The organism is Novosphingobium naphthalenivorans NBRC 102051 (assembly GCF_001590985.1).
Lineage (GTDB): Bacteria > Pseudomonadota > Alphaproteobacteria > Sphingomonadales > Sphingomonadaceae > Novosphingobium > Novosphingobium naphthalenivorans.
In genome coordinates, this window is the sequence record NZ_BCTX01000034.1 from 1 (window position 1) to 23093 (window position 23093).

The window sequence follows — 23093 nt, forward strand, 5'->3', positions numbered from 1 at the left end:
TTGGCCCTAGTCGTCCTGATCGAGGTCGCGCTTCACCCGGGGATCGTTGAGCAGCGCATCGATGCGGCTCGCCTCGTCGAACGTCTCATCCGCGCGGAAGCGGATCTTCGCCGCATACTTGAGCTTGAGGCGCTGGGCCACTTCGCGCTGGAAGAAGGCGGTGTTGGTGCGCAGCGCCTTGAGCACCTCTTCCTCATCGACGCCGAGCAGCGGCTTCACATAGACCGTTGCCTGTCTGAGGTCGGGCGTCATGCGCACTTCGGTAACAGAGACCGAATGCGCGGAGAGCGTGTCGTCATGGACCTCCTGCCGCGTGAGGAGTTCGCTGATCACGTGCCGCACCTGCTCGCCCACCTTGAGCAGGCGGACGGAGTGCTGTTCCGGGGTAAATTGCTGGCGTGCCATCGTCTGCATCCATGTGGGGGACCGATGACAATTTGCAACAATTGATTACGCCACCAAAGCCCCTCTCAAGCGTTATGAGTGCGAAACCTGCTTACAACCCTCCACAAGGAGCCGATTGATGAAGACCTTTACCGCCACTCTCCTCGCCGCCGCGCTGATCGTGCCCGGCCTGGCAGCGCCCGCGATGGCGCAGCAGCCGAAGCCCCAGCAGCAGCACGAGCAGCAGAAACAGCAGTCGCAGACGCAAAAGTCTCAGGCGCAGAAGTCTCAGGCCCAGAAGCCGCAGGGCCAGAAGAAGACTGCCACCAAGACGGTCCAGAAGCAGAGCTACAAGACCTTCCGCAAGGGCGACAAGTTCAACCGGAACTACGCGAAGAACTATCAGGTCGTCGATTACCGCAAGTACAAGAAGCTTCCCGCGCCGAAGCGGGGCTATCGCTATGTCCGCGCGGGCAACGACGTGCTGCTGATCGGCACGAGCTCGTTCAAGGTCTACGCGGTTTACAGCGGCCTGATCCGCTAACCCGCCGCAACCGGCACTGGCGAAGGGCGGCGTGCATGGCGGAGCGCGCTGCCCTTTTTCATGCCTGCACCTTTCACATCTTCGTCAGGATGCGCGCCAGCGAACGGACATTGCGCGCCGTCCCGCGGCACCCCAGGCGCCGCTCGATGAAGGACGCGGTCAGCTTGCTGTCGCCCACGCCGTTCACGTAATCGATGTAGAGGCAGCGCGCGCCCAGGGCGATCCGCTCCGCACCGCGCCCCGCATGATCGCTCACCAGCCTGTCGAACTGGTCCTGCGTGGGCTGCCCGCCCAGGAAATGCGTGTGGACGAACTTGTCCTCGCTGCCACCGGTGAAAGGATTGTCCTCCACCGCCGCGCGGACTTCCTCCCTGGTACGCACGGCCACGAAGCTGTCGATGTCGAAACGGTCCAGCATCATGTGTCCGAAGAGCTCTTCCAGCCCGTCGGTCGGCCGCTCGTCGAAATCGAACAGGACATTGCCGCTGGCGACGACCGTCTCGACGTTCGTGAACTCCTCGCGCTCGAAAGCATAGCGCAGGTCCGCCATGGTCAGCCGGTTGCCGCCGACATTGATCGAACCGAACAGGGCGAGATAGCGGGTCATCTTGAAAAGTTCCGTAGTTTGGTGTAGCTAAGCAGTCATCACTGTAGTGGAATATCCATTTCACTTGTCCGAGCCCGGGCGTTCCAGCGCCCGGGCTCGATACATATCGGAGGCCGATGTTCCAGCACCGGCCTCCTTACTGGTTACTTGCGGCCAAGCTCCACGAGCTTGATCATCAAGGTCACGAGACCGACCAGTACGGTCGATACGCCGATAACCAGTATCACTGCAGTGTTAGCGTCCATCCACAATCACCTGCCTTTCCGCCGCAAGTTGCGACTGGAAAGGCATAAGTGATGAGGATGGGGGCGCCTGGTTAAATTTCCGGCAAATCGTATCTATCAACCGGGGGCAAGCACACGCCACATACCGGCGCTGCCCAGCACAACGACCGCAGCCACAGGCAAACATCCGGCCAAGCAGCCAGCATCCATGCCGTTCCAAACGGCCTTACGCCATTTCGAAGGCTTCCGAGCCGGACGCACGGCAGGCTTTCGCTTGCGGGTCCGGCTCTTCGGCATTCTTACCCGACAGTACGCTCGCGATGCGTGACCTCGAAGACTTCGAGGTGGTCGCCCGGCTTGATGTCGTTGGTGTCGGCCAGCACCACACCGCATTCCAGACCGGCGCGGACTTCGTCCACGTCGTCCTTGAAGCGGCGCAGCGACGCGATGGTCGTGGCCGAAACGATGACGTCGTTGCGGGTGAGACGCGCGTGGATGCCCTTCTTGATGTAGCCTTCGAGCACCAGCAGACCGGCGGCCTTGTCCTTCTTGCCGGCCGGGAAGACCTGCTTGACCTCGGCGCGGCCGACCACGGTTTCCACGCGCTCGGGGCCCCAGATGCCGGCCATCTGCTTGGCGACTTCCTCGGTGAGCTCGTAGATGACGTCGTAGTACATCATCGGCGTCTTCGACTTTTCGATCTGCTCGCGCGCCTTGGCGTTCGGGCGGACGTTGAAGCCGATGATCGGCGCGCCAGATGCACTGGCAAGCGTCACGTCGGTCTCGGTGATAGCGCCCACGCCCGAGTGCAGGATGCGCACCTTGATCTCGTCGTTCGAAAGGTTGTGGAGCGCCGCGTTGATCGCTTCGACCGAGCCCTGCACGTCGCCCTTGATGACGACCGGGTACTCGATAACGTTCTGCTTGGCGGCCAGCGCCGAGAACATCGTGTCCAGGCTGGCCGGCGCCATCGCGGTGCGCTTGGCCGTCGCCTGTTCCTGACGCCAGGCCGAAACCTCGCGGGCACGCTGCTCGCTCTCGACCACGGTCAGCACGTCACCGGCCATCGGCACGCCGCCAAGGCCGAGCACTTCGACCGGGGTCGACGGACCGGCTTCCTTGACCTGGCGGCCCTTGTCGTCGTTCATCGCGCGGACGCGGCCGCTTTCGGTGCCGACCACGAAGATGTCGCCGCGGCGCAGAGTGCCGCGATTGACCAGCACGGTCGCGACCGGGCCCTTGCCCTTGTCGAGCTTGGCTTCGATCACGGTGCCTTCGGCGGCGCGATCGGGGTTGGCCTTCAGCTCCATCACTTCGGCCTGGAGCAGGATCTTCTCGATCAGCTCGTCCAGACCCTTGCCGGTCTTGGCCGAGACTTCCACGTCCTGCACGTCGCCCGACATTTCCTCGACGATGATCTCGTGCTCCAGCAGGCGTTCGCGCACCTTCTGCGGGTTCGCGTCTTCCTTGTCGCACTTGTTGATCGCCACGATCATCGGCACGCCGGCGGCCTTGGTGTGATTGATGGCCTCGATCGTCTGCGGCATGATGCCGTCATCGGCCGCGACCACCAGGATCACGATGTCGGTGACATTGGCACCGCGCATACGCATCTGAGTGAAGGCCGCGTGGCCCGGGGTGTCGAGCACGGTGATCTGCTCGCCGCCCTTGGTCTTGATCTGGTAGGCGCCGATATGCTGGGTGATGCCGCCGGCCTCGCCGCGCACCACATCGGTGCCGCGCAGCGCGTCGAGCAGGCTGGTCTTGCCGTGGTCGACGTGACCCATGATCGCCACCACCGGCGGACGCGGCTTCAGCGATTCCTCGGTATCGACGTCCACCGAGGTATCGATGTCGACATCGCTTTCAGAGACGCGCTGCAGGTTGTGGCCGAATTCGGTGACGAGCAGTTCGGCCGTATCCTGGTCGATCGTCTGGTTGACAGTGACCATCATGCCCATGTTGAAGAGGGCCTTCACCAGATCGGCGCCCTTCTCGGCCATGCGGTTGGCGAGTTCCTGCACGGTGATCGCTTCGGGCACGACCACGTCGCGCACCTGCTTCTCACGCTGCTGATGCTGGCCGCCAAAGTGCGCACGGCGCTCCTTCTCGCGGGCGCGCTTGAGCGCGGCGAGCGAACGGGCGCGTGCGCCCTCGTCGTCGTTGAGCGCGCGGTTGACCGTGAGCTTGCCGGCCTGACGGCGATCGCCCTTGCCGCCACGCTCCCCGCCGCGAGCCGCCGGAGCGCCCTTCTTGGCGGCATCGGGCTTCTTGGCGGCAGCGCCAGCAGCACCACCGGCCGTCTCGGGCTTGCGGGCAGGGGTTTCGGGGCGCTGGACCGGCGTGAAGCGGCGCGGCGCGGGAACCGGTGCGGCCTTGGCCGCCGGTTCAGCCGGCTTGGCCACTTCCGCAGCCTTGGCAACAGGCGCCTCGGCAGCCGCCGGAGCGGGCGCTTCCTCGGCAGCCTCAGCCGGAGCCTCTTCCGGCACCTTCGCGGCTTCTTCCGCCGCCTTGGCAGCCGCAGCGGCGGCTTCTTCCTCAGCGCGGCGGTTCTCTTCGGCGCGGCGCTTTTCTTCTTCCTGCTCCTTCAGCCGCTCTTCCTCTTCGCGGCGGCGCGCTTCCTCGGCCACGCGCAGGCGGTCTTCCTCGGCCTCGCGCTGGAGGCGGGCGACGCGTTCCTGCGGCGTTTCGCCGGCGGGCGCGGAAGGCCGCTTGGGCGGCGCCGGGCGCGGCGCGGGCTGCTTGGGCGCGGGGGCGGCCTGAGGCGCGGGCGCAGCGGCAGGCGCTTCGGCCTTGGTCTCGACGGCGCCTTCCGAACCGGGCTTGCCGATCAGCTTGCGGCGCTTCACCTCGACCACCACCTTGTTGGTGCGGCCGTGGCTGAAGGTCTGCTTGACCTCACCCGCTTCCACCGAGCGCTTAAGCCCAAGCGGCTTGCGGCCCAGGGTCGGTTTGTTGTCGGTCTCGCTCATATCTCTCGTCGTGCCCTTCAATCTCAATTCGTCGTGACGGACGCGGCGTGAGCCTGCCCGTTATCATCTACCATACCGGCCGCGCTTTCATCGGCCTGCCCCCGGAAATGCAGGAGACGCTGCAGCAGCGAGGCGACTCGGTCTGCCGCGCCGCGGTCGGTCAGCGCCAGGTGAACGACGTTGTCGCGGCCCAATGCCACAGACAGCGTGTCCCGGTCCAGTGGCAAGCGCGTGCCTTTCAGACCGCTTCCTTCCGCCTCGCGCCCGACCCGCCAGGCCTGATCGAGCTTGCGCGAGCCGTCCTCGCTCGCATCGGCGGCATGGCCCAGCCACGTGACCCGGCCCTCGCGCGCGTTCTGCGCGATCCGGTCCGAGCCCATGAGCAGCTTGCCCGATTTGAGTTCGAGGCCCAGCCGGTCGGTCAGCGCGCGCACCAGCGCCTGTTCGATCCGTTCGGCCAGATCATCGGGAATGGAAAGCGGCGCGCCCTTGAAGGCACGCGCCAGTGCTCCCTTTAGTTTGCCCTTCGCCAGCGCTTTTTCAAGGTCCGCGCGGGAAACGCCAATCCACGCGCCGCGCCCGGGGGCACGCGCGTGGACGTCCGGGAGGACCAGCCCGTCCGGCGAAATCGCCAGACGCACGAAGTCATCCCGCGCAGCTTTCCCGCCGGAGAGGATGCAAGTCCTCTCCGCCTTGGCGCTATCGATGTCGGAGCTTACGCGCTCATTGCGAGGATTCCGCATCGGCGGCCTCCTCAGTCTCTGGCTCGTCGTCGAACCAGTGGGCGCGGGCAGCCATGATGATCTCGTTGCCCTGCTCTTCGCTCAGGCCGTACTCGCCGAGCACGCCGCCCTTGTCCTCGTCGCGGGCGCGGCGGTTCACCGTGCCGTCGCGGCGGCGCTGCTCGGAGCGCTTCTTGGCAATGAGCTCGTCGGTAGCCAGGTCAGCCAGATCGTCGAGCGTCTTGATGCCCGCCTTGCCCAGCGTGACCAGCATGGCCTCGGTGAGGTGCGGAAGCTCGGCCAGCGCATCCTCGACACCCAGCGCGCGGCGTTCCTCACGGTACGCATCCTCGCGACGCTCAAGCGCCTCACCGGCACGGCTCTGCAGCTCCTCGGCCAGTTCCTCGTCGAAGCCCTCGATCGCGGCCAGTTCGGCCAACTCGATGTAAGCGACTTCTTCCAGCTCGGTGAAGCCTTCGGCCACCAGCAGCTGCGAAAGCGTCTCGTCGACGTCGAGCTCTTCCTCGAACATCTTGGAGCGTTCCTGGAATTCCTTCTGGCGCTTCTCGCTCGATTCCGCCTCGGTCATGATGTCGATCTGCGAGCCGGTGAGCTGCGAGGCCAGACGCACGTTCTGGCCGCGGCGGCCGATCGCCAGCGAAAGCTGGTCATCGGGCACGACGACTTCGATGCGGCTCTCTTCCTCGTCGATGACGACGCGGCTGACCGTCGCGGGCTGGAGCGCGTTGACGACGAACGTCGCGGTGTCCTCGCTCCAGGGGATGATGTCGATCTTCTCGCCCTGCAGTTCCTGCACGACGGCCTGGACACGGCTGCCCTTCATGCCGACGCAGGCGCCGACCGGGTCGATCGAGTGATCGTGGCTGATGACGCCGATCTTGGCGCGCGAGCCCGGATCGCGGGCGGCGGCCTTGATCTCGATGATGCCGTCGTAGATTTCGGGCACTTCCTGCGCAAAGAGCTTCTTCATGAACTCGGGGTGCGCGCGGGAGAGGAAGATCTGCGGACCGCGGTTCTGGCGTTCGACGCGCAGCACGATGGCGCGCACGCGCTCGCCGACGCGGGCGGCTTCGCGCGGGATCTGCTGGTCGCGGCGGATCACGCCCTCGGCGCGGCCGAGATTGACGATCACGTGGCCGAATTCGACCGACTTGATGACGCCGGTGATGACTTCGCCGACGCGATCCTTGAATTCCTCGTACTGGCGGTCACGCTCGGCATCGCGGACCTTCTGGAAGATCACCTGCTTGGCCGACTGCGCGTCGATGCGGCCGAGGTCGACCGGCGGCAGCGGATCGACGATGAAGTCGCCGACCTTGGCGTCCTTCTGCAGCTTCTGAGCCTGCTTGACGTCGACCTGCTTGAAGTAGTCCTCGACTTCCTCGACCACTTCGACGACGCGCCACAGACGCAGGTCGCCGGTGCGCGGATCGAGCTTCGCACGAATGTCGTTTTCGGCACCGTAACGGTTGCGGGCCGACTTCTGGATGGCCTCTTCCATCGCCTCGATGACGATCGACTTGTCGATCATCTTCTCCGAAGCGACCGAGTTCGCAATCGCAAGCAGCTCGGCGCGGTTGGCGGAAATCGCACTGCCCATTGTCAGTCTTCCTGTTCTTCGAGAATCTCGTCGGCTCCACTGGTGTCCAGCGGGCGGGTTGCGGCAATCAGCTTGTCGGTCAGGACCAGCCGAGCGGATTGGATATTGTCCAGCGGAAAGCTGACGCGGCCGGACTTGCGGTCGTCCAGAGTGACCACATCGCCCTCGATGCCCACCAGATCGCCATGGAGCGCCTTGCGGTTGCCTTCCACCGGCGTGATCAGGTTCACTTTCGCCTCATGCCCGGCCCAATTCGCATAGTCCTTGGGACGGGTGAGCGGACGGTCGATGCCGGGCGAGCTGACTTCGAGGCGATAGGCCTCGTCGATCAGCACTTCACCGGCTTCCTCCAGCGCGTCCATGCGGTCGGAAATGCGGTGCGACAGCGTGACGCAGTCATCGAGCACGAGCTGCCCGGTCTTCGGATTCTCCGCCATGATCTGCAGCGCGATCTCGTCGTCGCCCACTTCGCTCTTGCCGAAGATTCGCACGCGCACGAGATCGAAGCCGAGGGCCTTTACCTCAGGTTCGATGACTTGCGTAAGGCGGGCGATATCGGCCAAAGCGCGGGCTCTCCAGTCAGTTTCAATGCAATCAAGCGGTACCACATTCGTGCAACGCGGTTTCGCGCCGGCCCCTTCCGGCGCCAGCCCGAACCTTGTTTCACCAATGTCGGGATGGGGCGCAAATAGGCCCTTCGCTACAAAAAGGCAAGCCCGCAGCAGGCCGGACACAAAGAAACCTGCGTGCACCGGGACAATGCCCCGGCGCACGACAGGCCGCCACTCCCCCGTGGCATTCCTGCGATCACCCGCCGGTCAGGTCATCAAACCCGCCTTGCGCATCGACACGACCAGAGGGCCGCCGATGACGAGATGATCGTAGAATTCAAGATCCATCGCATGGGCCACAGCGGCCAGACGCCGCGTTTCCCGGATGTCCTGCGCACTGGGCCGGGGATTGCCCGAGGGATGGTTGTGCACCAGCACCAGGCCGCTCGCGCGCAGCCGGAAGGCATGTTCGAACAGACTGCGGTATCGCGCGGCAATCGAGGCCGGATGCCCTTCGCCCTGCACCCGGTAGCCGCACAGGCGGCCGCCTGCGTCAAACAGCAGTTCCAGCACGATCTCCTGCCGCAGCACGCCCATGTGCCGGGCCAGAATGTCCAGAAGCGGTGCCGAGAGCGGCTTTACCGGCCGGCGCCCCGCGACCAGTTCTGCCAGGAAAGGTCGCAGCCATGGCGGCGCAGCCGTTGCAGGTGCAGCACTGTCCCGATGAAAATCGCGATCGCCACGCCAAACGTCGGCGCCCCGCGCATCACCGCATAGACCATCGGATGAATTCCGATGTCCGCCCACCGCGCGAAATGCGCGCTGAGACTCAGGACTTGCAACGACGTTGCCCATAAGGGCCAAAACCTCCGCGCCTCAAGGGCGAGATAACCGAACCCTGCGAACCCGATGAGATCGGTAATCAGGGAATCGGGATCAACCCGAACGAAGTGGCTGGGAAAGAAATGCATCACCAGCGCCTGGACCGCGGCCATCAGGACAAAAACGAGAGCGCCCGCTCTTTCAGGCGCCCCCCCTTTCCACAGGGCCAATCCGATCGACAGAATCAGAATCAGGAAATACGCGACCCTCTGCGTCAGATCCAACTTCGCCCACTCCGCTCCATCAGGCGGCGCCGACCTGCCGTTCCCCGCTCAGGTCCTCGTCCAACACTGCGTTTTCCGGGCACTGGTAGGCGATGTCCATGGATTCGGCCAGTTTCGAAAGATCATTGTGCGCCCGAACCAGTTCCGAACGGGCCTCGACAAGGCTTTTCTGCATCGCTGCGAAGCGGGCCAGCGGCCGCTGCCCGTGAACCGCCGCATCCAGCGCAGCCACGCGGGCACGCGCCACTTCGGCGAACAACTCACTGGCCTTGGCGAGCAGCTCATCCATGTCATTTTCGACCGACTTGATGCTGCGCGCGATCCGCATACCGGCAATTTCAGGGGTCATGATCTTCGCCTCCACAGGCGCCGGAGCGCCATTCCCAGGTCGAAGGCCTGCCCGCCCGGTCCTAGATCAGCCGCCCCAGAACATCCGCTATCGTCAGCGACGATACCAGAGTGAGAGCCATGACCAGCGCGAGGACGAAAACCGCAGCAACGCGGCCTGCCCGCCCGAACCGTGCATCGAGAGCCTCCAGGCCCGCCGGTCTGGCATCCGCCCCTTCGAACCACTCCTGATGCCTGTGCAGGGCCGAGGCATCGGAGAGAACGAAGAAGGGATCGACCGGCAAGTCCCGGTCCCCTTCTTCCGCATCCTCTCCAAGAGGGTCGACACGGGAAAAACCACATGTGGTTTTGCCACACTGCTCCAGCAGCTCGGTATAGCGCCGCGCGGTGTCCTTGCGGTTGGTCGTGCCCCACTTGTCGCGCACGGCATTGATCCGCTGGTCCACCGTGTTCGGCGCGATCGACAGTTCGCGCGCGATTTCCTTGGTGGTGCGATGCATGATCAGCAGATCGAGGACCTCGACCTGTTTGGGCGTCAGACTTTCCAGCTGTTCCAGCGGTTGGACGTCTTCGGACACGGCAAAAAACTCATTTTGTTATCGCTTGGATACAACATCCGTGCGGCAAAACCAATCGATCTCGCGGATATCCGGACAGCGCACAGAAAACCGCCATTCGCAGGCCCGCATGGCCCGAGCCCCGCTGGCCCTAACCGGGGCCTGTAACATTTTCGTGAAGACCGTGCTTCTTCATGCCATGCCTGAGCTGGTCATACGTCAGCCCGGCCGAGGCCGCCGCGCGCCGCTGGTTCCAGCGGTGGCGCCTGAGCGCATCGAGCAGCAGGGTGCGCTCATAAGCCTCCACCGCCGCACGCAAGTCTCCCGGCGGCGCGGTAACATATGGCGTTACAGGCAGCGGGGATGCCGGCGCGGGTTCGGGCCGGGCCATCGGCACGGCAGGTTCCGGCGCCCGGCCCCCAGCCGCTTGCCCGTCCGTCCAGGGATTTTCGAAAGGATCGAACACGATCCGCCCGATCGGCGCGTCCTCACGCCCCCAGCGATAGACCGCGCGCTCGACGACATTGCGCAGTTCGCGCACGTTGCCCGGCCAGCCATGCGCTTCGAGCGCGTCCATCGCTTCTTCCGAAAAGCCGGGCCAGCCCTCCCACTCCAGCTCGCTGGCCATGCGCCGGCCGTAGTAGTCCGCCAGTTCGAACACATCGCCTTCGCGCGCGCGCAGCGGCGGCAGGGTGATGACTTCGAAACTCAGCCGGTCGAGCAGGTCGGCACGGAAGGTGCCTTGCTCCGCCATGCGCGGCAGGTCGGCATTGGTCGCCGCGACGATGCGCACATCCACCGTCACCGGGCGCGAGGCGCCGATGCGCACCACTTCGCCATATTCGATCGCGCGCAGCAGCCGCTCCTGCGCGGCCATCGAGAGGTTCCCCAGCTCGTCGAGGAACAGCGTACCCCGGTCCGCTTCCTCGAAGCGCCCGGCCCGCGCGCGCGTCGCGCCGGTGAAGGCCCCCGCCTCGTGCCCGAACAGTTCCGCCTCGATCAGCGTTTCGGGCAACGCCGCGCAATTGAGCGTCACCAGCGGTTCGCCCCAGCGCGGGGAGAGGCGGTGGAGGCGCTGGGCGATCAGTTCCTTGCCGGTCCCGCGCTCGCCGATCACCAGCACCGGACGCCGCACCGGCGCCGCGCGGCTGGCCCGCTCCACCGCGTCGAGGAAGGCCGTGGACTGGCCGATGAACTGAACATCGCGATCCATTCCCAATAGTTAGCGTATTTTCCCATTCATTGGCAATTCATATTCCAGAAAGCCCCGCGTCCGGACACGGAACGGCCGGAATTCTGCCCCTGGCGCAAATTGGCACACCCTTTGCTGAATGGGAGGCAACACAGCGTTCAGGACTATCGAGGGAACCCAGCCATGTTTGCCCGCTCCGCCAAGACCCAGCCCGCACAGCAGCCCGAGCGGCGCGCCGTGCGCTCGACCCTGGCCCGCACCAAGCTGGATTGGGCCATCATCGTCAGCCTGCTGGCGATGGGGGCCTTCAGCCTCATGGCCGTGGCCGATCACTTCGGCGCTACCACGGCCTATGCCGCCGCGCCGGTCTGCGGAGTGCCGCTGGCATGAGCAGGCTCGACGCCGAAATCGAAGTGCTGCAGAATTGCCGGCAGGGCGGACCGGCCAACGGCTTCGCCCCCAAGGCATTCAATGCCAACACGTTCAACGCCAACACATTCAATGGTCGCTTCGAGCACACGCACTTCCACCCGGCCTACAACAAAGGACATATCAGGATGGGTATCTTCTCCCGCACCCGCGACATCATCGCCGCCAACTTCAACGACCTGCTCGACAAGGCTGAAGACCCCGCGAAGATGATCCGCCTGATCATCCTCGAAATGGAGGAAACCCTGGTCGAAGTGCGCACCAGCTCGGCGCGCACGATCGCGGACCAGAAGGAACTGCGCCGCCATGTCGCCAAGCTCGACAAGCTGCAGGCCGACTGGAGCGAGAAAGCCCAGCTCGCGCTCAGCAAGGGCCGCGAGGATCTGGCCCGCGCCGCGCTGCTCGAAAAGAAGAAGGCCACCGACATGGCCGACCAGCTCGGCGCCGAGATTGCCGTGCTCGACGATTCGCTGCGCGCCTACGAGCAGGACATCGAGAAGCTGCAGAATCGCCTGCGCGAGGCCCGCAGCCGCCAGAGCGCGATCGCGGCCCGCTTGCAGAGCGCCGAAAACAGGGTCAAACTGCGCACGCTGCTCTCGAACGAGCGCGTCGATGAAGCGCTGGCACGCTTCGACCAGCTGGAGCGGCGCGTCGATTATGCCGAAGGCCGGGCCGAGGCGATGAGCCTGGGCGACAGCCGCCAGCCGACGCTCGCCGAGGAAATCGCCGCGCTCGCCGATGGCGACACGATCGAGGCCGAGCTGGCCGAGATGAAGCGCGCGATGGGTTCGGACGCCCCGCAGGCTGACCCGCACGCTGCAAGGCCGGCCGGCGATCCGATCGCCTGATCCACGCAGGCGCGCTTTCGTCCCGGCAGCGCGCCGCATCCCCGCCACGCGAGACGGGGGGCAAATTACCGGGACGTTTCGTTTTCAAGGGAAGGGAAAACCAGTGTCACGCGGACAATTCTATCTCGACAAGTCGAACGCCAAGCTGGCCGGCGTCTGCGCGGGCATTGCCGACTATACCGGCGTCGACGCGTTCTGGGTGCGCATGGGAGCCGTGCTGCTGACGCTGCTGGGCTTTCCCTTCGTCATCCTGATCTACATCGCCATGGCGGTGCTGGCCGACAGCCGGCCGATGGGCCTCTACAACGAGGCCGAGGAAGAGCGCCTGCTGCGCCGCATGGAACGCCGCCGCCAGCGCCGCGGGCTCACCCATGGCCTGACGATGCCCGGCACCTCGCGCTCCAGCCGCCTGCGTTCGGACCTTTCGGACCTCGACAAGCGCATCGCCGACATGGAAGCGCACTACAGCAGCTCCAGCAACTCGCGCCTTGCCGCCGAGATCGACAGCCTGCGCTGAGAACCGCTGCCGGGACAACAGGGACACCGTGATGTTCAACTTTGCCTATCTCATTCCGATGATGGCCCTTGCCATTCCGATCTTCGCGATCTGGAGCAAGCACCAGCGCCGCATGGCCGAACTGCAGGTTCAGGCCACGGCCGAAAAGGCCGCGCAATATGCCTCGCACAGCCGCGAGCTGGAAGAACGCGTGCGCGTGCTGGAGCGGATCATCACCGATCAGGGTTATGACACCGCGCTCCAGATCGAAGCCCTGCGCGACCAGCGCGAGGTGGAAAGCCAGCGCGAACCGAACGAGACACGCCAATGAGCCCGGAAGATGTCGTCGCCCTGCTGGTGCTGATGACCGCGATCATCGCGATCGTCTTCATCCTCGCCGGGGTCTACAAGCGCCACCTCGCCTTTCAGGAGCGCAAGCTGGAGATCATGGCCGGGCAGACTGCCGAAAAGGCCGCGCAATACGCCGCGCAGAACACGCAGCTGGAAAACCGCGTGCGCGTTCTGGAACGCATCGCTACAGAAGGCGGCAGCAACGATCTCGCCACGCAGATCGAAGCGCTGCGCAGCAGCGAACCGGCAGAGGTGACCAAGCAATGAGTTTCTGGACCGCCGTCGTCGTCCTCTTCGCGATCGCCTGCTGGACCTGGCTGCGCACGCAGAAGTACCGTGCCCTCAGCCACAAGAACGGCGTGTACGACCACACCGCCCGCGAGCACGAACTCGAACGCGAAGTCGAGGAAATGCGCAAGCGCATTGCCGTGCTCGAACGCATCGCCACCGACGAGCAACGCGGCAAGGACCTCGCCCGCGAGATCGAATCGCTGCGGGACTGAGGTCAGGTGAACCGATCCCACCGCACAATATTGACATTTTGAACCATATGGGTTAAGTATCCCGCCGCCGGTGATAGCAAGCCGGCAAGCAGCGGCGGGGACGCAGGTGCGAAGCTGGCACCTTTTCGCCTTCGTCGTGCGGCCGGTGCCCGGATGCGAATTTGCCGGTCACCTTTCGCGAATACCGGATGCGCGGATGAAGCCGGGGGTATGCCCCCGGGGCCGGCGGCAGGGGAGCGAGCCCGGCCCGCCACCCCCGCGCACCACAGGGCCGCGCCCGGGAGTTCCGTTGACCTGCCCCTCTCTGGCCGTTCGCATTTCCCAGGCAGTTCAAGGCCATGCCGCCCGACGCCGGCGGAAACCGCACCGGCCGCACCCGCTGTTAGGTGACACAAGGTCTTAGAGTACCTGCATCGTGGGATTTTCCGGGTGTTGCCGGGATTGCGTGGGACGGGAACGTCGGATTTTGGCCATTTCTCGTCTCTCGCCGTAACCGTCGCTGCCGTTGGGCTGTGTCTGGAGTGGTGGTTAATTTAGACACTGAATTGCCAAGAGCAATTGGAGTCTGCGGTTTTCAGCGGCTGGTCTCTTAAGACCCTCTTAGCGGCGGATTAGCGGGGCTTGAGAAGGCTCTCATAGCCCTTTTAGACCATCATGGCCGCTTCCAAACCGGGACGAAAGTGGGGCATCCCGCGTCCCAGTTCGCAAGCCGAGCTACCAGCCGCTGAAAACCCGTGAAAAACTCACGCTATACACATAGTTTTATGTGGGCCCGCGTTGTTTCAGGCGAAGTCGAAGTGGGCGGGTTTTTCGGCCAATTGACATCGATCTTCTAGTGCTCGACCAGGCTGCAATCGAGCGGCTGGGGCTTGTCATCAAAGATGCCGCCGATTTCGATGCCACGACAGTGTAGGACAACCTTTTCGCCCTCGGAAGCATAGACCTGTCCACGCATCTGCGCTCTGACGGGCAAGACGTTGATGGTCTTTAGCAGAAGCTCAGATCCATAAGGGGCGTTGACCTCGGCCGATAAGAGCATTGGGCGTCCTCGCCAATGCTCCAGTGCTGCTTTGGGATCGCTGTCGAATTCCCTCTCCAAGGCTGGAAGCGCAACCGGAACCGGGTCTGGCAAACGAGCGTCACTGATCAACCGGGTAGCCCATAGGCCTAGCGGGACGGCTGCGAACAGAGCGAGGACGAGTATGCCCAGTTGCTGACCAGTAAGCTGGCGCCTTGGCCCAACATGAGCAGGCAAAGAAAAATCCCAGCCACAGAAACGGCAAACCAACGCCGCCCCCTTCACCGTTTCAGCACAGCGCGGACAAACCTTGGTGTCGTCAGTCATAGCCGCCTCATTACAGCGACCACACGGCCGATAATATGGAGTTCGTCTTCGGCGACGGAGATCGGCGGGATCAGCTGGTTGTCGCTGACCAGTTTCAGGCCTTCGTCCTTGCCCGCAAAGTGCAGGCGCTTGACCATGCCGAATTCGCCCATGGCGACAGCCCAGATGCCCTCTGCCATGCGCGGCGTTTTCTGCGAGGTATCGATCAGGATGACCTCGCCGCTGCGGATGGTCGGTTCCATCGAGTCGCCGTCGCCGATCGTCCAGAAGAGGTGCTCTGGTGCGGCGCGGGTGAAGTTGCGCAGCCAGGCGCGCGAGAACACCCGCTTTTCCGACGAAACCGGGCCATCAATGAATGCAGCACCAAGCCCATAGCGGAGGTCAATCTCGTCGATTTCGACTGTGTCGTCGCGTTCCGGTGGCTGGTGCTTGAAGGCAAGCCGCCGATCGGCAAGCGCTTCCGTGCCGGAAGGCCAGCCCGGAAAATCGGGAAATGCAGCCATCAGCTTTTCTAGCGCTGCCCTGCCAAGACGCGTGGTCGCGGTTCCGTTCAACGGACGATTGATGGTTGAGGCAGAAATGCCCGCGCGCTTCGCCACTTGTGCTGGCGCCAGCCCTGCAAATTCCACGAGGCGGCGGACCAAATCTGTATCTTGAGCGAACGGGTCCATGCCCCGCCTTAGCAAAAATGCAAAATTGCAGACGTTGCATTTATGCAATTGCATAAATGCACACATGCAATTATCTCTAGGGTCATGGACCAACAAGAAGTGATCGCGGACATCGAGCGTCGCTCCCGTAATCAGGGGGTGCCAATCCATGTGCTGTGCGCGCGGGTGGGAATTCACCCGTCAACTTTCAGCCGCTGGAAAAAGACGGCGAAGAACCCGGAACCCACCGGCGCTTCGTTGCTAACCATCGGTGAAATCTACGATGCGCTTCGCCAGATCGAGCATGAGCGGTCAGCGAAGCCTCGCGCGCGAAAGGCCGTGCGGGCATGATAGAGACCGGATTCCTTGATCCGGGCGCGGCGCGGGCCGCTGTGCGGCGGATGAAGCTGCGGCGGGCGCTGCGCGATGCGGGCGGCTCAGTTGCGGCATTGCTCGACCGCCTCGACCAGCAGCTTGAGACGGACGGCGGCGCTGCCCCGGCCCTGCGCGACGGCGGCAGCAACCTGCTGACCGGCAATGCCAAAGGCTGTGTCTGTCGCCTCCCGGTCGACAACGTCGAAGGCGAGGACATGCGAGAGCAGCAGCTGCTGCAGGGCATGAACCTTGTCCTCCAGTTCCTCGACACGCTGCTCGATGGTCTTGGCCACGGCCTGTTCTCCTCGATCAATTCCGACACCCTCAACGCTAACCCGGATCAGCCGGGCGGCGCATCGTCTAAGTGAAGGGCCGATTTTCCCGATGACCATTGCCACTTCCCTACTGTCCAACGCCAAGCTGTTCGAGATCGCTCCGGATCATGTCGACGAAGGCGAGCGGATCGGTTTCCTGCACGAGGACAAGGCTGCCGCGCTGGGACGGTTGATGGCCGTGGACGGGCAGCGCGACCCGATCAAGGTGGTCGCCAACACCAAGAACCCCGAAAAGCCGTGGCGGCTTGTCACCGGGATGCACCGGCTGATCGGGGCACGGATCGAGGGCATCACGGTCTGGGCTATCGAGGTTTCAGGCAAGCCCGAGGCGCTGGCCGATCTGGAGGCGAGCGAAAACCTGCACCGCCGCCCGTTGGCACCGATCGAGCGGGCCAAGTTCACCGCCGCGCTGGTGCAGGCGGCACAGGACCGGATTGCCCGCGAGAATGGCGGTCTGAAGCAGCAGCAGCTTGCCGTGAAGGCGCGCTGGGCGCGCGTGAAAGCCCATGAGCAGACCGCTCAGGAAGCGCTTCGCGACGAAGTCGAAGATACGAGTCGCACGATGCAACGCGTATATGGCTGGGAGGAATCGGTCGGCGAAGCGCTCGGCATGTCGCGCGATGCGATCTATCGCGACCTGCGCATCCATCGCCTGCTGATCGATCCGTTCCCCGACCTGACTGAGCAGCTCTCCAAGCATCCGGTGGTCGGTGAGAACGCCAAGCAGCTGCGCGACATTGCCGATATCAAGGACGAGGCCGCGCGGCGCCGGGTGATCGAAGCGCTGCTGGCCGATGGCGAGCTGAGCGCGGACGAGGCCAAGGTGCAGTGCGGTGTTGGCCTGATCGGCGGGCCTGCTGCCACGCCGGTGGCGCACCAGAAGCACTATGATGCGATCACGGGTGGATGGTCCCGCCTCGGCACCGCCGAGAAGCGGCGGTTCCTGCCCAACATCGCGTCGATGCTTACCCCCGATATGAAGCGCGACCTGCGCGACATGCTGAGTAAGGAAATCGGTGAGCAAGGCGACATGAAGGCCAGTCTTGCGACCGCTTTTGACGTGATCGCCAAGCTCGCAACCGGCGAAGCGGTGGACGACGAGGAAATCGAGCACGCGCGCCGTGAATGCCAGCTCGCGCTGTTCGCAGAAGCCGGTGCCGATCTGCGGGAGACTGCCGATGCGCGGTGAGCTTTCCTCGGCCAAGCCTTCCAAGCGCCACCCGCTCGACTGGTATGTCGAGGCTGGGTGGGAATGGGATCAGATCGTGCGTTCGATCGGTGCGGAGCCCGACGTAGCGATCTGGGACCCAGCGGCAGGCTATGGGCATAGCGGATCGCGGCTGCAGGCGTGGACCAAGGCGCAGATCGTGCTGTCGGACCTTGTCCAGAACGTGGCCTACGACGATTTCGAGACGCGGCCCACGTTCATCTCCGGGGACTTCCTTGAGTTCGAGCAGGCGCCGGTGCGGCCCTGCTCGATCTGGTCGAACCCGCCCTATTCCTACAAGGATGTCTGGTACGACGGGCACAAGGTGAAGATCGCCGAGGCCTTCGTGCGTCATGCGCTGAAGCTGGCGACGCACCGGGTGGTGATGATCCTGCCCAACAAGTGGCTGGCGATGGGCAAGAAGCGCTCGCGCCTCGTCCGCCACGACCATCCGCCGCAGTTCGTTCTGCACTTCACCGAGCGTCCCAGCATGCCGCCGGGCGACATGATCGAGGCGATGGGCCTGCGCGCCTATCGCGGCGGCATGGTCGATTACTGCGCGCTGGTCTGGGACGTGCGGAACCCGACCGCGCCCGGCGAAACGCGCACGATCTGGCTGCCGCCGCTGACAGAGAGGCTAGTATGATGACCCCACGCCAGCAGAAAATGATGGCCCTGCGCGATGCGGGCCGCTCGCACCGCCATATTGCGGCGGAAATGGGCATCACGCCCCAATCCGTTCGTACTGCCATGAGCAAGCTGAGTGGTTCCGATGGGCGCAACAGGCAGCATGAAGCCGCGATGGTACGCGGCAGCGAGGCGCTGTTCCGTTCCATTCAGAATGCGAAGGCCAGTCGCTGATGCCTAAGCAGGCCTCCCTTGCCGCGTATTACCGCGAACATCGCGAAGCGTTCGCGCTCGCGCTGGAGCTTGGCTGCACGCCGGCCGAGGCGAAGCAGAAGCTACGCGACCAGGCGCGGGCGCGGCGGCGGGCCTGCGGCACGCGGGCACCGGAAGCCTGCACCGATTCCGATTTCGAACCGATGGATCAAGCTCCCGGCGATTTCCGCGCCTGGGACTGCCGTCACATGATGAGGGACTGATGATGGAACATGCCCTTACACTCGACGCTGCGGCGGCAGGCGCTGCACATCATGCCAATAAGGTCGTCTCCGAATGTTTGCGCTATTTGCGCGATGGTCCGCTCAGCGATGCCTTTGCCTTTGAAAGCGACGTTTCCTGCGAGCTGGCAGCGGCTCTCAAGCTGGTGCTGGATATCGAGAACGGGTCTCCACAGGTACAGATCTTCATGACGGCTGAGGAAGTGGCGCTCTATGCCGATCTAAAAGCTGCCATAGATACCTTTCTGGCGGGGGTATCGGCCTGATGTCTCCGATCAAACTGCGCGTGCTGATCGATGCCAAGCGGTTCGTGGAAACCATGCGCGCCAACCGTTCGTCCGACGAGATGATCATCCTTTCCATGATCGGAGACTTCAACGCCAAGCGCGATTTCAAAGGCGGGAGCTATGTGCTGAGCTGCTGCGGCGTGACGGGGTACTGCACTGCCTCACGCGACAAGGGCCTGCTCAATTCCTGGCTGAGGGCGACAATCCGCCGTATTGCGAAGGAGACGGGACAGTGAACCTGAAACCCGCGCCCTTCGCGCTGACGCCTGCGGTGGTCGAACACATGCTCGATCTGGCCGATTCCGCGCGGCCTGCGGAGGAGCAGCTGCGGCTGCCGGTTTACCCGTTGCCGCACTGCGCCGGACAACTGGCCACGCTCACCCATTTCCCCAAGCCGTCCGCCATGGTCGAAGATCAGGCGGACGGCGAGCCTGCACGGGTCGCACCGGTGCAGACCGCACCGTCCGCGCCGGCCGAGTTCCCAACCTCGGCTGGCGCGGGCAACGGTGAAGGAGGCGAGCGTGGCTGAAACGACTGCAATCGAATGGGCCGATGCCACCGCGAATTTCTGGATCGGCTGCACCAAGCTCAGCCTGGCCTGCGACAACTGCTATGCGGAATCTGACTGGGACCATCGCAAGCACCGCGTGACCTGGGGGCCGCACGGCGACCGGGACATGGCCAAGGCTGGCCCGATTGTCTGCCGCAAGGTCCAGCGCGGAGCCGCAGCGTTCATCGCGAAACATGGCCGCCAGCCGCGCATCTTCGTCAATTCGCTTTCGGATTTCGGGGACAATCACAAGTCGATCAGGCCGGAATGGCGCGAGGCCGTCTGGCACGCCGCGCGCACCTGCCCGGACGTGATCCTGATGATCCTGACCAAGCGCCCGCAGAACATTCCCGCCTATCTCCCGGCGGACTGGGGCAGTGGCTATCCCAACGTATGGATCGGAGTTACGGCTGAAAACCAGACCGAAGCCGACCGGCGCCGCGCGCATCTTGAGGCGATTCCGGCCGCCGAGAAGTTCGTGAGCTACGAACCGGCGCTTGGCCCCGTCGACTGGGCTGGATGGGAATTCCTGTCCTGGCTGATCAGCGGCGGCGAGAGCGGCTGCAAGGCCCGTCCATCACACCCTGACTGGTTCCGGGCAGCACGCGATTTCTGCGCAGCGCACGGCATTGCGTACCTGCACAAGCAGTGGGGCGAGTGGCTTCCTGAAGGCCAATTCGATTCGACCGGATTTCAGTGGGCTCCCGGCGAGGATGGGCGGGTGCACTGGTGGAAGCCAGAGCCACCGTATGGCGCGCATCTTGATGATGCTCACTGCTCTGTGCGTGTCGGCAAGAAGATTGCCGGACGGATGCTCGACGCATTTGAACACAATGCAACCCCATGGGTGCCATATGTCTGATGCCGCTATCCCTCCCTCGTTCGACTTAGCGCCGATCGACGACGCGGCCCGCGACGGTCGTTCGCAGCTGGTGTTCGGCGGCGAATATTTCGCGCTGGCGCGGTTCTTCGATTCCGCATGGCGTTTCCCGAACGGGATAGAGCTGGACTTCATTCCCACGAATTATCGCCCGCAGGTGCACCATGGCTGAGCACGAAGCAGGCACGCCTTGTCCCGGATGCACGGCCGAGAAGATCACGGCGAAGATGGCGGCCAACCCGCTCCATGATTTCTACGCCTGCCGCCAGTGCCTTGAGCACGGCGCGCTGTTCTACGCCAACCACAACACAAAACGGGTCCGAGAGGATGAAACGCACGCTGCTGGCGGCGAAGGCCGCCTCGCGAACGGGGAGGCTCATGGTCAAGGCTAAGCCCCATCCCGATCAGTTCGGCTTCGACTTCGCCACGCCTGCGCCCGCCCGGGGCGAGGCGGCGCTGGCGGGACTGGAGAAACGCATCAATGCCAAGGTCGGCGAGATCCTCAACAGCGCGCACATGGCTGGCCACACCCGCGAGGTGATTGCGGCCGAGATGAGCGCGCTGCTGGGCGAACGCATCAAGCGATCGATGCTGGATGCCTATGCCAGCCCGGCGCGTGAGGACCACAAGGTGCCATTCTCACGCCTGATCGCGCTGGTGATCGTCACCGGGCGGCAGGACCTGCTCGATCCGCTCATGCGCGAAGGCGGCATGGCGATTCTTGTCGGCGAGGAAGTCCACACCGCGCGCCTGGGCAACATCGATCGTGAAATCGCCAAGCTGCAGGCCGAGCGCAAGCGCGTGGTGAGTGTGGCGCCGATTATCCGGGGAGGACGTAACTGATGGCCACGCGCGCCCAGATCATGCTTGTGCCCGAGGTGCGCGAATGGTTCACCGCCGACGAGCTGGCCGAGATGAACCTGCCCGGCCTGCCCGGTGACAAGCGGTCCATCAATCGCCGCGCCAAGCAGGAAGGCTGGAAAACGCGCTGCGACCGCAAGACCGGCGAACTGCTGGCGCGTCCTGCCCGGAACAAGCGGGGCGGCGGGCTGGAGTATCATGTCTCGTTGCTGCCGGGGCAGGCCCAGATCGCGCTGGCCGAACGCGGGATTACGCATCCCGCCGCCGATGCGCCGGGGTTCGATCCCCATGCCGATGCATGGCGGTGGTTCGATGCGCAGAAGGACAGCGTGAAGGCCGAGGCCGAGCGGCGGCTGACGATCGTGCGCGATGTGGAGCTGCTGGTGCGATCGGGGCTGACCCGCACCGCCGCCAACGCGGAAACGGCAGCGCGGCACGGCGTGAGCGTGGGCACGATCGCGAACTACCTGAAGGCCGTGCGCGGCGTCGCCCCCGCTCACCAGCTGCCCGCGCTGGCGCCGCGTTACCAGGGCGGCGGCGTCGAGGCCGATATCCATCCCGACCTGTGGCACCTGTTCAGGAGCGACTGGCTGCGGCCCGAGGAGCCGACGCTGAGCCTGTGCTATGAGGAAGTGGCGCGTAAGGCGGCCGAAATGGGCCTCTCACTGCCCTCTGAGAGGACTTTCAGGCGCCGCCTGGAGCGCGAGCTAGACCCGCGCATCATTCGCCGCCTCCGCAAGGGCAAGGAAGCGGATGCCCAGTCACGCCCGGCCCAACGCCGCAGCGTCGACCACCTGCACGCGCTGGAATGCGTCAACATCGATGGCCACAAGTGCGACGTGCGCGTGCTGTCCCCATGGAAGCGCGACAAGAACGGCAAGCCGCTGGTGATCCGGCCGATCCTGCTGGGCCTGCAGGACGTGCGCAGCTCCAAGGTCGTGGCATGGCGGGTGTGTGAGGTGGAGAGCGCGCATTACGTGCGCCTGGTCTTCGCCGACCTGTTCGAGAAGTGGGGAATTCCGCTCCATTGCGTGCTCGACAATGGCCGCGGCTTTGCCTCAAAGTGGATCACAGGCGGCGTGAAGAACCGCTTTCGCTTCAAGGTGAAGGCGGAAGACCCGCTGGGCCTGATTACCCGGTTCAAGATCCAGCATCACTGGGCGCTGCCCTATCACGGCCAGTCCAAGCCGATCGAGCGGGCATGGCGCGACCTGACCAACCGGATCGCGCGGCATTCGTTCTGCGCGGGTGCCTACACCGGGAATTCGCCGGTGAACAAGCCGGACAACTATGGCACGCGGGAAGTGCCCTGGGATGACTTCGTGGCGCATGTGGACCGGCAGATCGCGCTGCACAATGCCAAGCTCGGCCGGAAGGGCCGCGATTACAAGGGCCGCAGCTTCGACCAGGTCTTCGCGGAAACCTATGAAACCGCGCCGATCACCAAGGAGGCCACGGCCGAGCAGCTGCGTTTCGCGCTGCTGGCGGCGGAAAACCGGCTGGTGAACAAGAAGAACGGCGAGGTCGAGCTGTTCGGCAATCGCTATTGGTCCGAAGGCTGCAGCCAGATCCACGGCGAGCGGGTGACGGTGCGGTTCGATCCGGATGATCTGACCAAGGACGTGCATCTCTACGCGCTGGACGGCCGCTATCTCACCAGTGCCAAGCGCTGGGCGGACGTGGGCTTCCTCGACGCAGAGAGCGCGAAGAAAACCGCCAAGTTCAATGCCGAACAGCGCCGCAAGGTGCGCGAGGGGATCGAGGCCGAAGACCTGCTGTCCTCCGCGCAGGTGGCCGCGCACTACGGCAGCGTTCCCACGGCCGAGGAGCCCGAGGCCAAAGTGGTGCGGATCGCCCGCACGCGCGGCAATGCGGCGCTGAAGCTGGACGCCGATGCGCCCCAGCTGCCCAGCGGCGAAAACAAGATCCTGAATCTGTTCGGAAGGCTGCGACCAGAGGACTGAAACGAAGCGCGCGGGTCCAATCGCCAAACCAGCCCCGCGCGCTCCCATCCCTGTAAGGACAAG

At 64.4% G+C, this 23093-nt stretch carries 34 protein-coding genes; 21 read left to right on the forward strand and 13 right to left on the reverse strand.

Annotated elements, in window-relative coordinates:
• Positions 1-6: 6 nt before the first annotated feature.
• The gene (rbfA, locus tag NN5_RS12460; protein WP_067734502.1) at positions 7-405 is read right to left on the reverse strand and encodes a 30S ribosome-binding factor RbfA; all 399 of its coding nucleotides are present in this window, start codon (positions 403-405) and stop codon (positions 7-9) included.
• A 118-nt stretch (positions 406-523) separates the two neighbouring features.
• Here rbfA and NN5_RS12465 point away from each other — a divergent pair, with 118 nt between their 5' ends.
• Positions 524-928 carry an RcnB family protein gene (locus NN5_RS12465; protein WP_067734431.1) on the forward strand — a complete coding sequence of 135 codons (405 nt, stop codon included), beginning with the start codon at positions 524-526 and terminating at the stop codon, positions 926-928.
• A 73-nt stretch (positions 929-1001) separates the two neighbouring features.
• Here the strand turns inward: NN5_RS12465 and NN5_RS12470 are convergent, their stop codons facing one another.
• The 10 genes from NN5_RS12470 to pspF all read right to left on the reverse strand — a co-directional run bounded on the left by NN5_RS12470 (position 1002) and on the right by pspF (position 10849).
• The gene (locus NN5_RS12470) at positions 1002-1535 is read right to left on the reverse strand and encodes a DUF1697 domain-containing protein (RefSeq protein ID WP_067734432.1); all 534 of its coding nucleotides are present in this window, start codon (positions 1533-1535) and stop codon (positions 1002-1004) included.
• Positions 1536-2058: 523 nt separating this feature from the next.
• Positions 2059-4731, reverse strand: coding sequence for a translation initiation factor IF-2 (gene infB / locus NN5_RS12475; RefSeq protein ID WP_067734433.1), 2673 nt, complete (start codon positions 4729-4731; stop codon positions 2059-2061).
• A 23-nt stretch (positions 4732-4754) separates the two neighbouring features.
• Positions 4755-5474 (reverse strand): DUF448 domain-containing protein, encoded by a 720-nt coding sequence (locus NN5_RS12480; RefSeq protein ID WP_067734434.1) that lies wholly within the window; start codon positions 5472-5474, stop codon positions 4755-4757.
• Complete coding sequence (nusA, locus tag NN5_RS12485; RefSeq protein WP_067734435.1) at positions 5455-7074, reverse strand: transcription termination factor NusA; 1620 nt, start codon at positions 7072-7074, stop codon at positions 5455-5457. Before nusA ends, NN5_RS12480 begins: the two co-directional genes overlap by 20 nt.
• A gap of 2 nt (positions 7075-7076) precedes the next feature.
• Complete coding sequence (gene rimP / locus NN5_RS12490; RefSeq protein WP_067734436.1) at positions 7077-7637, reverse strand: ribosome maturation protein RimP; 561 nt, start codon at positions 7635-7637, stop codon at positions 7077-7079.
• Between the two features lie 255 nt (positions 7638-7892).
• Entirely contained in the window at positions 7893-8309 is a 417-nt protein-coding gene (locus NN5_RS26895) for a JAB domain-containing protein (protein ID WP_281190424.1), read from the reverse strand.
• Positions 8264-8731 carry a hypothetical protein gene (locus NN5_RS26900; RefSeq protein WP_245656457.1) on the reverse strand — a complete coding sequence of 156 codons (468 nt, stop codon included), beginning with the start codon at positions 8729-8731 and terminating at the stop codon, positions 8264-8266. Before NN5_RS26900 ends, NN5_RS26895 begins: the two co-directional genes overlap by 46 nt.
• A gap of 19 nt (positions 8732-8750) precedes the next feature.
• Positions 8751-9080 carry a hypothetical protein gene (locus NN5_RS12500; protein ID WP_245656459.1) on the reverse strand — a complete coding sequence of 110 codons (330 nt, stop codon included), beginning with the start codon at positions 9078-9080 and terminating at the stop codon, positions 8751-8753.
• Between the two features lie 61 nt (positions 9081-9141).
• Positions 9142-9657: a helix-turn-helix transcriptional regulator gene (locus tag NN5_RS12505; RefSeq protein WP_067734437.1), complete on the reverse strand. Its 516-nt coding sequence runs from the start codon at positions 9655-9657 to the stop codon at positions 9142-9144.
• A 130-nt stretch (positions 9658-9787) separates the two neighbouring features.
• Complete coding sequence (pspF, locus tag NN5_RS12510; protein WP_067734438.1) at positions 9788-10849, reverse strand: phage shock protein operon transcriptional activator; 1062 nt, start codon at positions 10847-10849, stop codon at positions 9788-9790.
• Between the two features lie 162 nt (positions 10850-11011).
• Here pspF and NN5_RS12515 point away from each other — a divergent pair, with 162 nt between their 5' ends.
• From NN5_RS12515 to NN5_RS12540, 6 genes are all read left to right on the forward strand, one after another.
• Entirely contained in the window at positions 11012-11218 is a 207-nt protein-coding gene (locus tag NN5_RS12515; protein WP_067734439.1) for a hypothetical protein, read from the forward strand.
• Positions 11215-12105, forward strand: coding sequence for a phage shock protein PspA (pspA, locus tag NN5_RS12520; RefSeq protein WP_067734440.1), 891 nt, complete (start codon positions 11215-11217; stop codon positions 12103-12105). The genes NN5_RS12515 and pspA overlap by 4 nt, the downstream gene beginning before the upstream one ends.
• A 103-nt stretch (positions 12106-12208) precedes the next feature.
• The gene (locus NN5_RS12525) at positions 12209-12622 is read left to right on the forward strand and encodes a PspC domain-containing protein (protein ID WP_067734441.1); all 414 of its coding nucleotides are present in this window, start codon (positions 12209-12211) and stop codon (positions 12620-12622) included.
• 31 nt (positions 12623-12653) lie between these two features.
• Positions 12654-12932 (forward strand): hypothetical protein, encoded by a 279-nt coding sequence (locus tag NN5_RS12530; protein WP_067734442.1) that lies wholly within the window; start codon positions 12654-12656, stop codon positions 12930-12932.
• A complete protein-coding gene (locus tag NN5_RS12535; protein ID WP_067734443.1) occupies positions 12929-13219 on the forward strand; it encodes a hypothetical protein in 291 nt (96 codons plus the stop codon). Before NN5_RS12530 ends, NN5_RS12535 begins: the two co-directional genes overlap by 4 nt.
• Positions 13216-13455 carry a hypothetical protein gene (locus tag NN5_RS12540; protein ID WP_067734444.1) on the forward strand — a complete coding sequence of 80 codons (240 nt, stop codon included), beginning with the start codon at positions 13216-13218 and terminating at the stop codon, positions 13453-13455. The genes NN5_RS12535 and NN5_RS12540 overlap by 4 nt, the downstream gene beginning before the upstream one ends.
• Before the next feature lie 832 nt (positions 13456-14287).
• On the opposite strand, the gene NN5_RS26610 is transcribed toward NN5_RS12540, so the two are convergent.
• Both NN5_RS26610 and NN5_RS12550 read right to left on the reverse strand, forming a co-directional pair.
• Positions 14288-14800: a zinc ribbon domain-containing protein gene (locus NN5_RS26610; protein ID WP_084384904.1), complete on the reverse strand. Its 513-nt coding sequence runs from the start codon at positions 14798-14800 to the stop codon at positions 14288-14290.
• On the reverse strand, positions 14797-15471 hold the full coding sequence (locus tag NN5_RS12550; RefSeq protein ID WP_067734446.1) for a S24 family peptidase: 675 nt from the start codon (positions 15469-15471) through the stop codon (positions 14797-14799). Before NN5_RS12550 ends, NN5_RS26610 begins: the two co-directional genes overlap by 4 nt.
• Before the next feature lie 84 nt (positions 15472-15555).
• Between NN5_RS12550 and NN5_RS12555 the strand changes: the two genes are divergently transcribed.
• Genes NN5_RS12555 through NN5_RS12620 form a run of 14 tightly spaced genes read left to right on the forward strand, consistent with a single transcriptional unit; the run spans position 15556 to position 23030 of the window.
• Positions 15556-15801: a transposase gene (locus NN5_RS12555; protein WP_067734447.1), complete on the forward strand. Its 246-nt coding sequence runs from the start codon at positions 15556-15558 to the stop codon at positions 15799-15801.
• Complete coding sequence (locus NN5_RS12560) at positions 15798-16193, forward strand: hypothetical protein (RefSeq protein WP_067734448.1); 396 nt, start codon at positions 15798-15800, stop codon at positions 16191-16193. The genes NN5_RS12555 and NN5_RS12560 overlap by 4 nt, the downstream gene beginning before the upstream one ends.
• Positions 16194-16209: 16 nt before the next feature.
• Positions 16210-17349, forward strand: a complete 1140-nt coding sequence (locus NN5_RS12565; protein WP_067734449.1) for a ParB/RepB/Spo0J family partition protein — start codon at positions 16210-16212, stop codon at positions 17347-17349.
• Positions 17339-18013 carry a class I SAM-dependent methyltransferase gene (locus tag NN5_RS12570; protein WP_067734450.1) on the forward strand — a complete coding sequence of 225 codons (675 nt, stop codon included), beginning with the start codon at positions 17339-17341 and terminating at the stop codon, positions 18011-18013. The genes NN5_RS12565 and NN5_RS12570 overlap by 11 nt, the downstream gene beginning before the upstream one ends.
• A 23-nt stretch (positions 18014-18036) precedes the next feature.
• A complete protein-coding gene (locus NN5_RS12575; protein WP_169800987.1) occupies positions 18037-18228 on the forward strand; it encodes a hypothetical protein in 192 nt (63 codons plus the stop codon).
• Positions 18228-18470 carry a hypothetical protein gene (locus NN5_RS12580; RefSeq protein WP_067734452.1) on the forward strand — a complete coding sequence of 81 codons (243 nt, stop codon included), beginning with the start codon at positions 18228-18230 and terminating at the stop codon, positions 18468-18470. Before NN5_RS12575 ends, NN5_RS12580 begins: the two co-directional genes overlap by 1 nt.
• Positions 18470-18754 carry a hypothetical protein gene (locus NN5_RS12585; protein ID WP_067734453.1) on the forward strand — a complete coding sequence of 95 codons (285 nt, stop codon included), beginning with the start codon at positions 18470-18472 and terminating at the stop codon, positions 18752-18754. The genes NN5_RS12580 and NN5_RS12585 overlap by 1 nt, the downstream gene beginning before the upstream one ends.
• Positions 18754-19011, forward strand: a complete 258-nt coding sequence (locus NN5_RS12590) for a hypothetical protein (protein WP_067734454.1) — start codon at positions 18754-18756, stop codon at positions 19009-19011. Before NN5_RS12585 ends, NN5_RS12590 begins: the two co-directional genes overlap by 1 nt.
• On the forward strand, positions 19008-19304 hold the full coding sequence (locus NN5_RS26330; protein ID WP_067734455.1) for a hypothetical protein: 297 nt from the start codon (positions 19008-19010) through the stop codon (positions 19302-19304). Before NN5_RS12590 ends, NN5_RS26330 begins: the two co-directional genes overlap by 4 nt.
• Complete coding sequence (locus NN5_RS12600; RefSeq protein ID WP_067734456.1) at positions 19297-20187, forward strand: DUF5131 family protein; 891 nt, start codon at positions 19297-19299, stop codon at positions 20185-20187. Before NN5_RS26330 ends, NN5_RS12600 begins: the two co-directional genes overlap by 8 nt.
• Positions 20180-20377, forward strand: a complete 198-nt coding sequence (locus tag NN5_RS12605) for a hypothetical protein (protein ID WP_067734457.1) — start codon at positions 20180-20182, stop codon at positions 20375-20377. The genes NN5_RS12600 and NN5_RS12605 overlap by 8 nt, the downstream gene beginning before the upstream one ends.
• On the forward strand, positions 20370-20597 hold the full coding sequence (locus tag NN5_RS12610; RefSeq protein ID WP_067734458.1) for a hypothetical protein: 228 nt from the start codon (positions 20370-20372) through the stop codon (positions 20595-20597). The genes NN5_RS12605 and NN5_RS12610 overlap by 8 nt, the downstream gene beginning before the upstream one ends.
• Complete coding sequence (locus NN5_RS12615) at positions 20584-21048, forward strand: hypothetical protein (protein ID WP_067734459.1); 465 nt, start codon at positions 20584-20586, stop codon at positions 21046-21048. Before NN5_RS12610 ends, NN5_RS12615 begins: the two co-directional genes overlap by 14 nt.
• Positions 21048-23030 carry a transposase domain-containing protein gene (locus NN5_RS12620; protein WP_067734460.1) on the forward strand — a complete coding sequence of 661 codons (1983 nt, stop codon included), beginning with the start codon at positions 21048-21050 and terminating at the stop codon, positions 23028-23030. Before NN5_RS12615 ends, NN5_RS12620 begins: the two co-directional genes overlap by 1 nt.
• Positions 23031-23093: the final 63 nt, after the last annotated feature.

Coding starts and splice junctions, on each gene's coding strand:
- rbfA (WP_067734502.1), bottom strand. CDS start 405: ATGGCACGCCAGCAATTTACCCCGGAACAGCACTCCGTCCGCCTGCTC.
- NN5_RS12620 (WP_067734460.1), top strand. CDS start 21,048: ATGGCCACGCGCGCCCAGATCATGCTTGTGCCCGAGGTGCGCGAATGG.
- NN5_RS12590 (WP_067734454.1), top strand. CDS start 18,754: ATGTCTCCGATCAAACTGCGCGTGCTGATCGATGCCAAGCGGTTCGTG.
- NN5_RS12560 (WP_067734448.1), top strand. CDS start 15,798: ATGATAGAGACCGGATTCCTTGATCCGGGCGCGGCGCGGGCCGCTGTG.
- NN5_RS12615 (WP_067734459.1), top strand. CDS start 20,584: ATGGTCAAGGCTAAGCCCCATCCCGATCAGTTCGGCTTCGACTTCGCC.
- NN5_RS12585 (WP_067734453.1), top strand. CDS start 18,470: ATGATGGAACATGCCCTTACACTCGACGCTGCGGCGGCAGGCGCTGCA.
- NN5_RS12515 (WP_067734439.1), top strand. CDS start 11,012: ATGTTTGCCCGCTCCGCCAAGACCCAGCCCGCACAGCAGCCCGAGCGG.
- NN5_RS12540 (WP_067734444.1), top strand. CDS start 13,216: ATGAGTTTCTGGACCGCCGTCGTCGTCCTCTTCGCGATCGCCTGCTGG.
- infB (WP_067734433.1), bottom strand. CDS start 4,731: ATGAGCGAGACCGACAACAAACCGACCCTGGGCCGCAAGCCGCTTGGG.
- pspF (WP_067734438.1), bottom strand. CDS start 10,849: ATGGATCGCGATGTTCAGTTCATCGGCCAGTCCACGGCCTTCCTCGAC.
- NN5_RS12555 (WP_067734447.1), top strand. CDS start 15,556: ATGGACCAACAAGAAGTGATCGCGGACATCGAGCGTCGCTCCCGTAAT.
- NN5_RS12465 (WP_067734431.1), top strand. CDS start 524: ATGAAGACCTTTACCGCCACTCTCCTCGCCGCCGCGCTGATCGTGCCC.
- NN5_RS12580 (WP_067734452.1), top strand. CDS start 18,228: ATGCCTAAGCAGGCCTCCCTTGCCGCGTATTACCGCGAACATCGCGAA.
- nusA (WP_067734435.1), bottom strand. CDS start 7,074: ATGGGCAGTGCGATTTCCGCCAACCGCGCCGAGCTGCTTGCGATTGCG.
- NN5_RS12535 (WP_067734443.1), top strand. CDS start 12,929: ATGAGCCCGGAAGATGTCGTCGCCCTGCTGGTGCTGATGACCGCGATC.
- NN5_RS12480 (WP_067734434.1), bottom strand. CDS start 5,474: ATGCGGAATCCTCGCAATGAGCGCGTAAGCTCCGACATCGATAGCGCC.
- NN5_RS12605 (WP_067734457.1), top strand. CDS start 20,180: ATGTCTGATGCCGCTATCCCTCCCTCGTTCGACTTAGCGCCGATCGAC.
- NN5_RS12570 (WP_067734450.1), top strand. CDS start 17,339: ATGCGCGGTGAGCTTTCCTCGGCCAAGCCTTCCAAGCGCCACCCGCTC.
- NN5_RS12530 (WP_067734442.1), top strand. CDS start 12,654: ATGTTCAACTTTGCCTATCTCATTCCGATGATGGCCCTTGCCATTCCG.
- NN5_RS12550 (WP_067734446.1), bottom strand. CDS start 15,471: ATGGACCCGTTCGCTCAAGATACAGATTTGGTCCGCCGCCTCGTGGAA.
- pspA (WP_067734440.1), top strand. CDS start 11,215: ATGAGCAGGCTCGACGCCGAAATCGAAGTGCTGCAGAATTGCCGGCAG.
- NN5_RS12470 (WP_067734432.1), bottom strand. CDS start 1,535: ATGACCCGCTATCTCGCCCTGTTCGGTTCGATCAATGTCGGCGGCAAC.
- NN5_RS12610 (WP_067734458.1), top strand. CDS start 20,370: ATGGCTGAGCACGAAGCAGGCACGCCTTGTCCCGGATGCACGGCCGAG.
- NN5_RS12565 (WP_067734449.1), top strand. CDS start 16,210: ATGACCATTGCCACTTCCCTACTGTCCAACGCCAAGCTGTTCGAGATC.
- NN5_RS12575 (WP_169800987.1), top strand. CDS start 18,037: ATGGCCCTGCGCGATGCGGGCCGCTCGCACCGCCATATTGCGGCGGAA.
- NN5_RS26610 (WP_084384904.1), bottom strand. CDS start 14,800: ATGACTGACGACACCAAGGTTTGTCCGCGCTGTGCTGAAACGGTGAAG.
- NN5_RS12500 (WP_245656459.1), bottom strand. CDS start 9,080: ATGACCCCTGAAATTGCCGGTATGCGGATCGCGCGCAGCATCAAGTCG.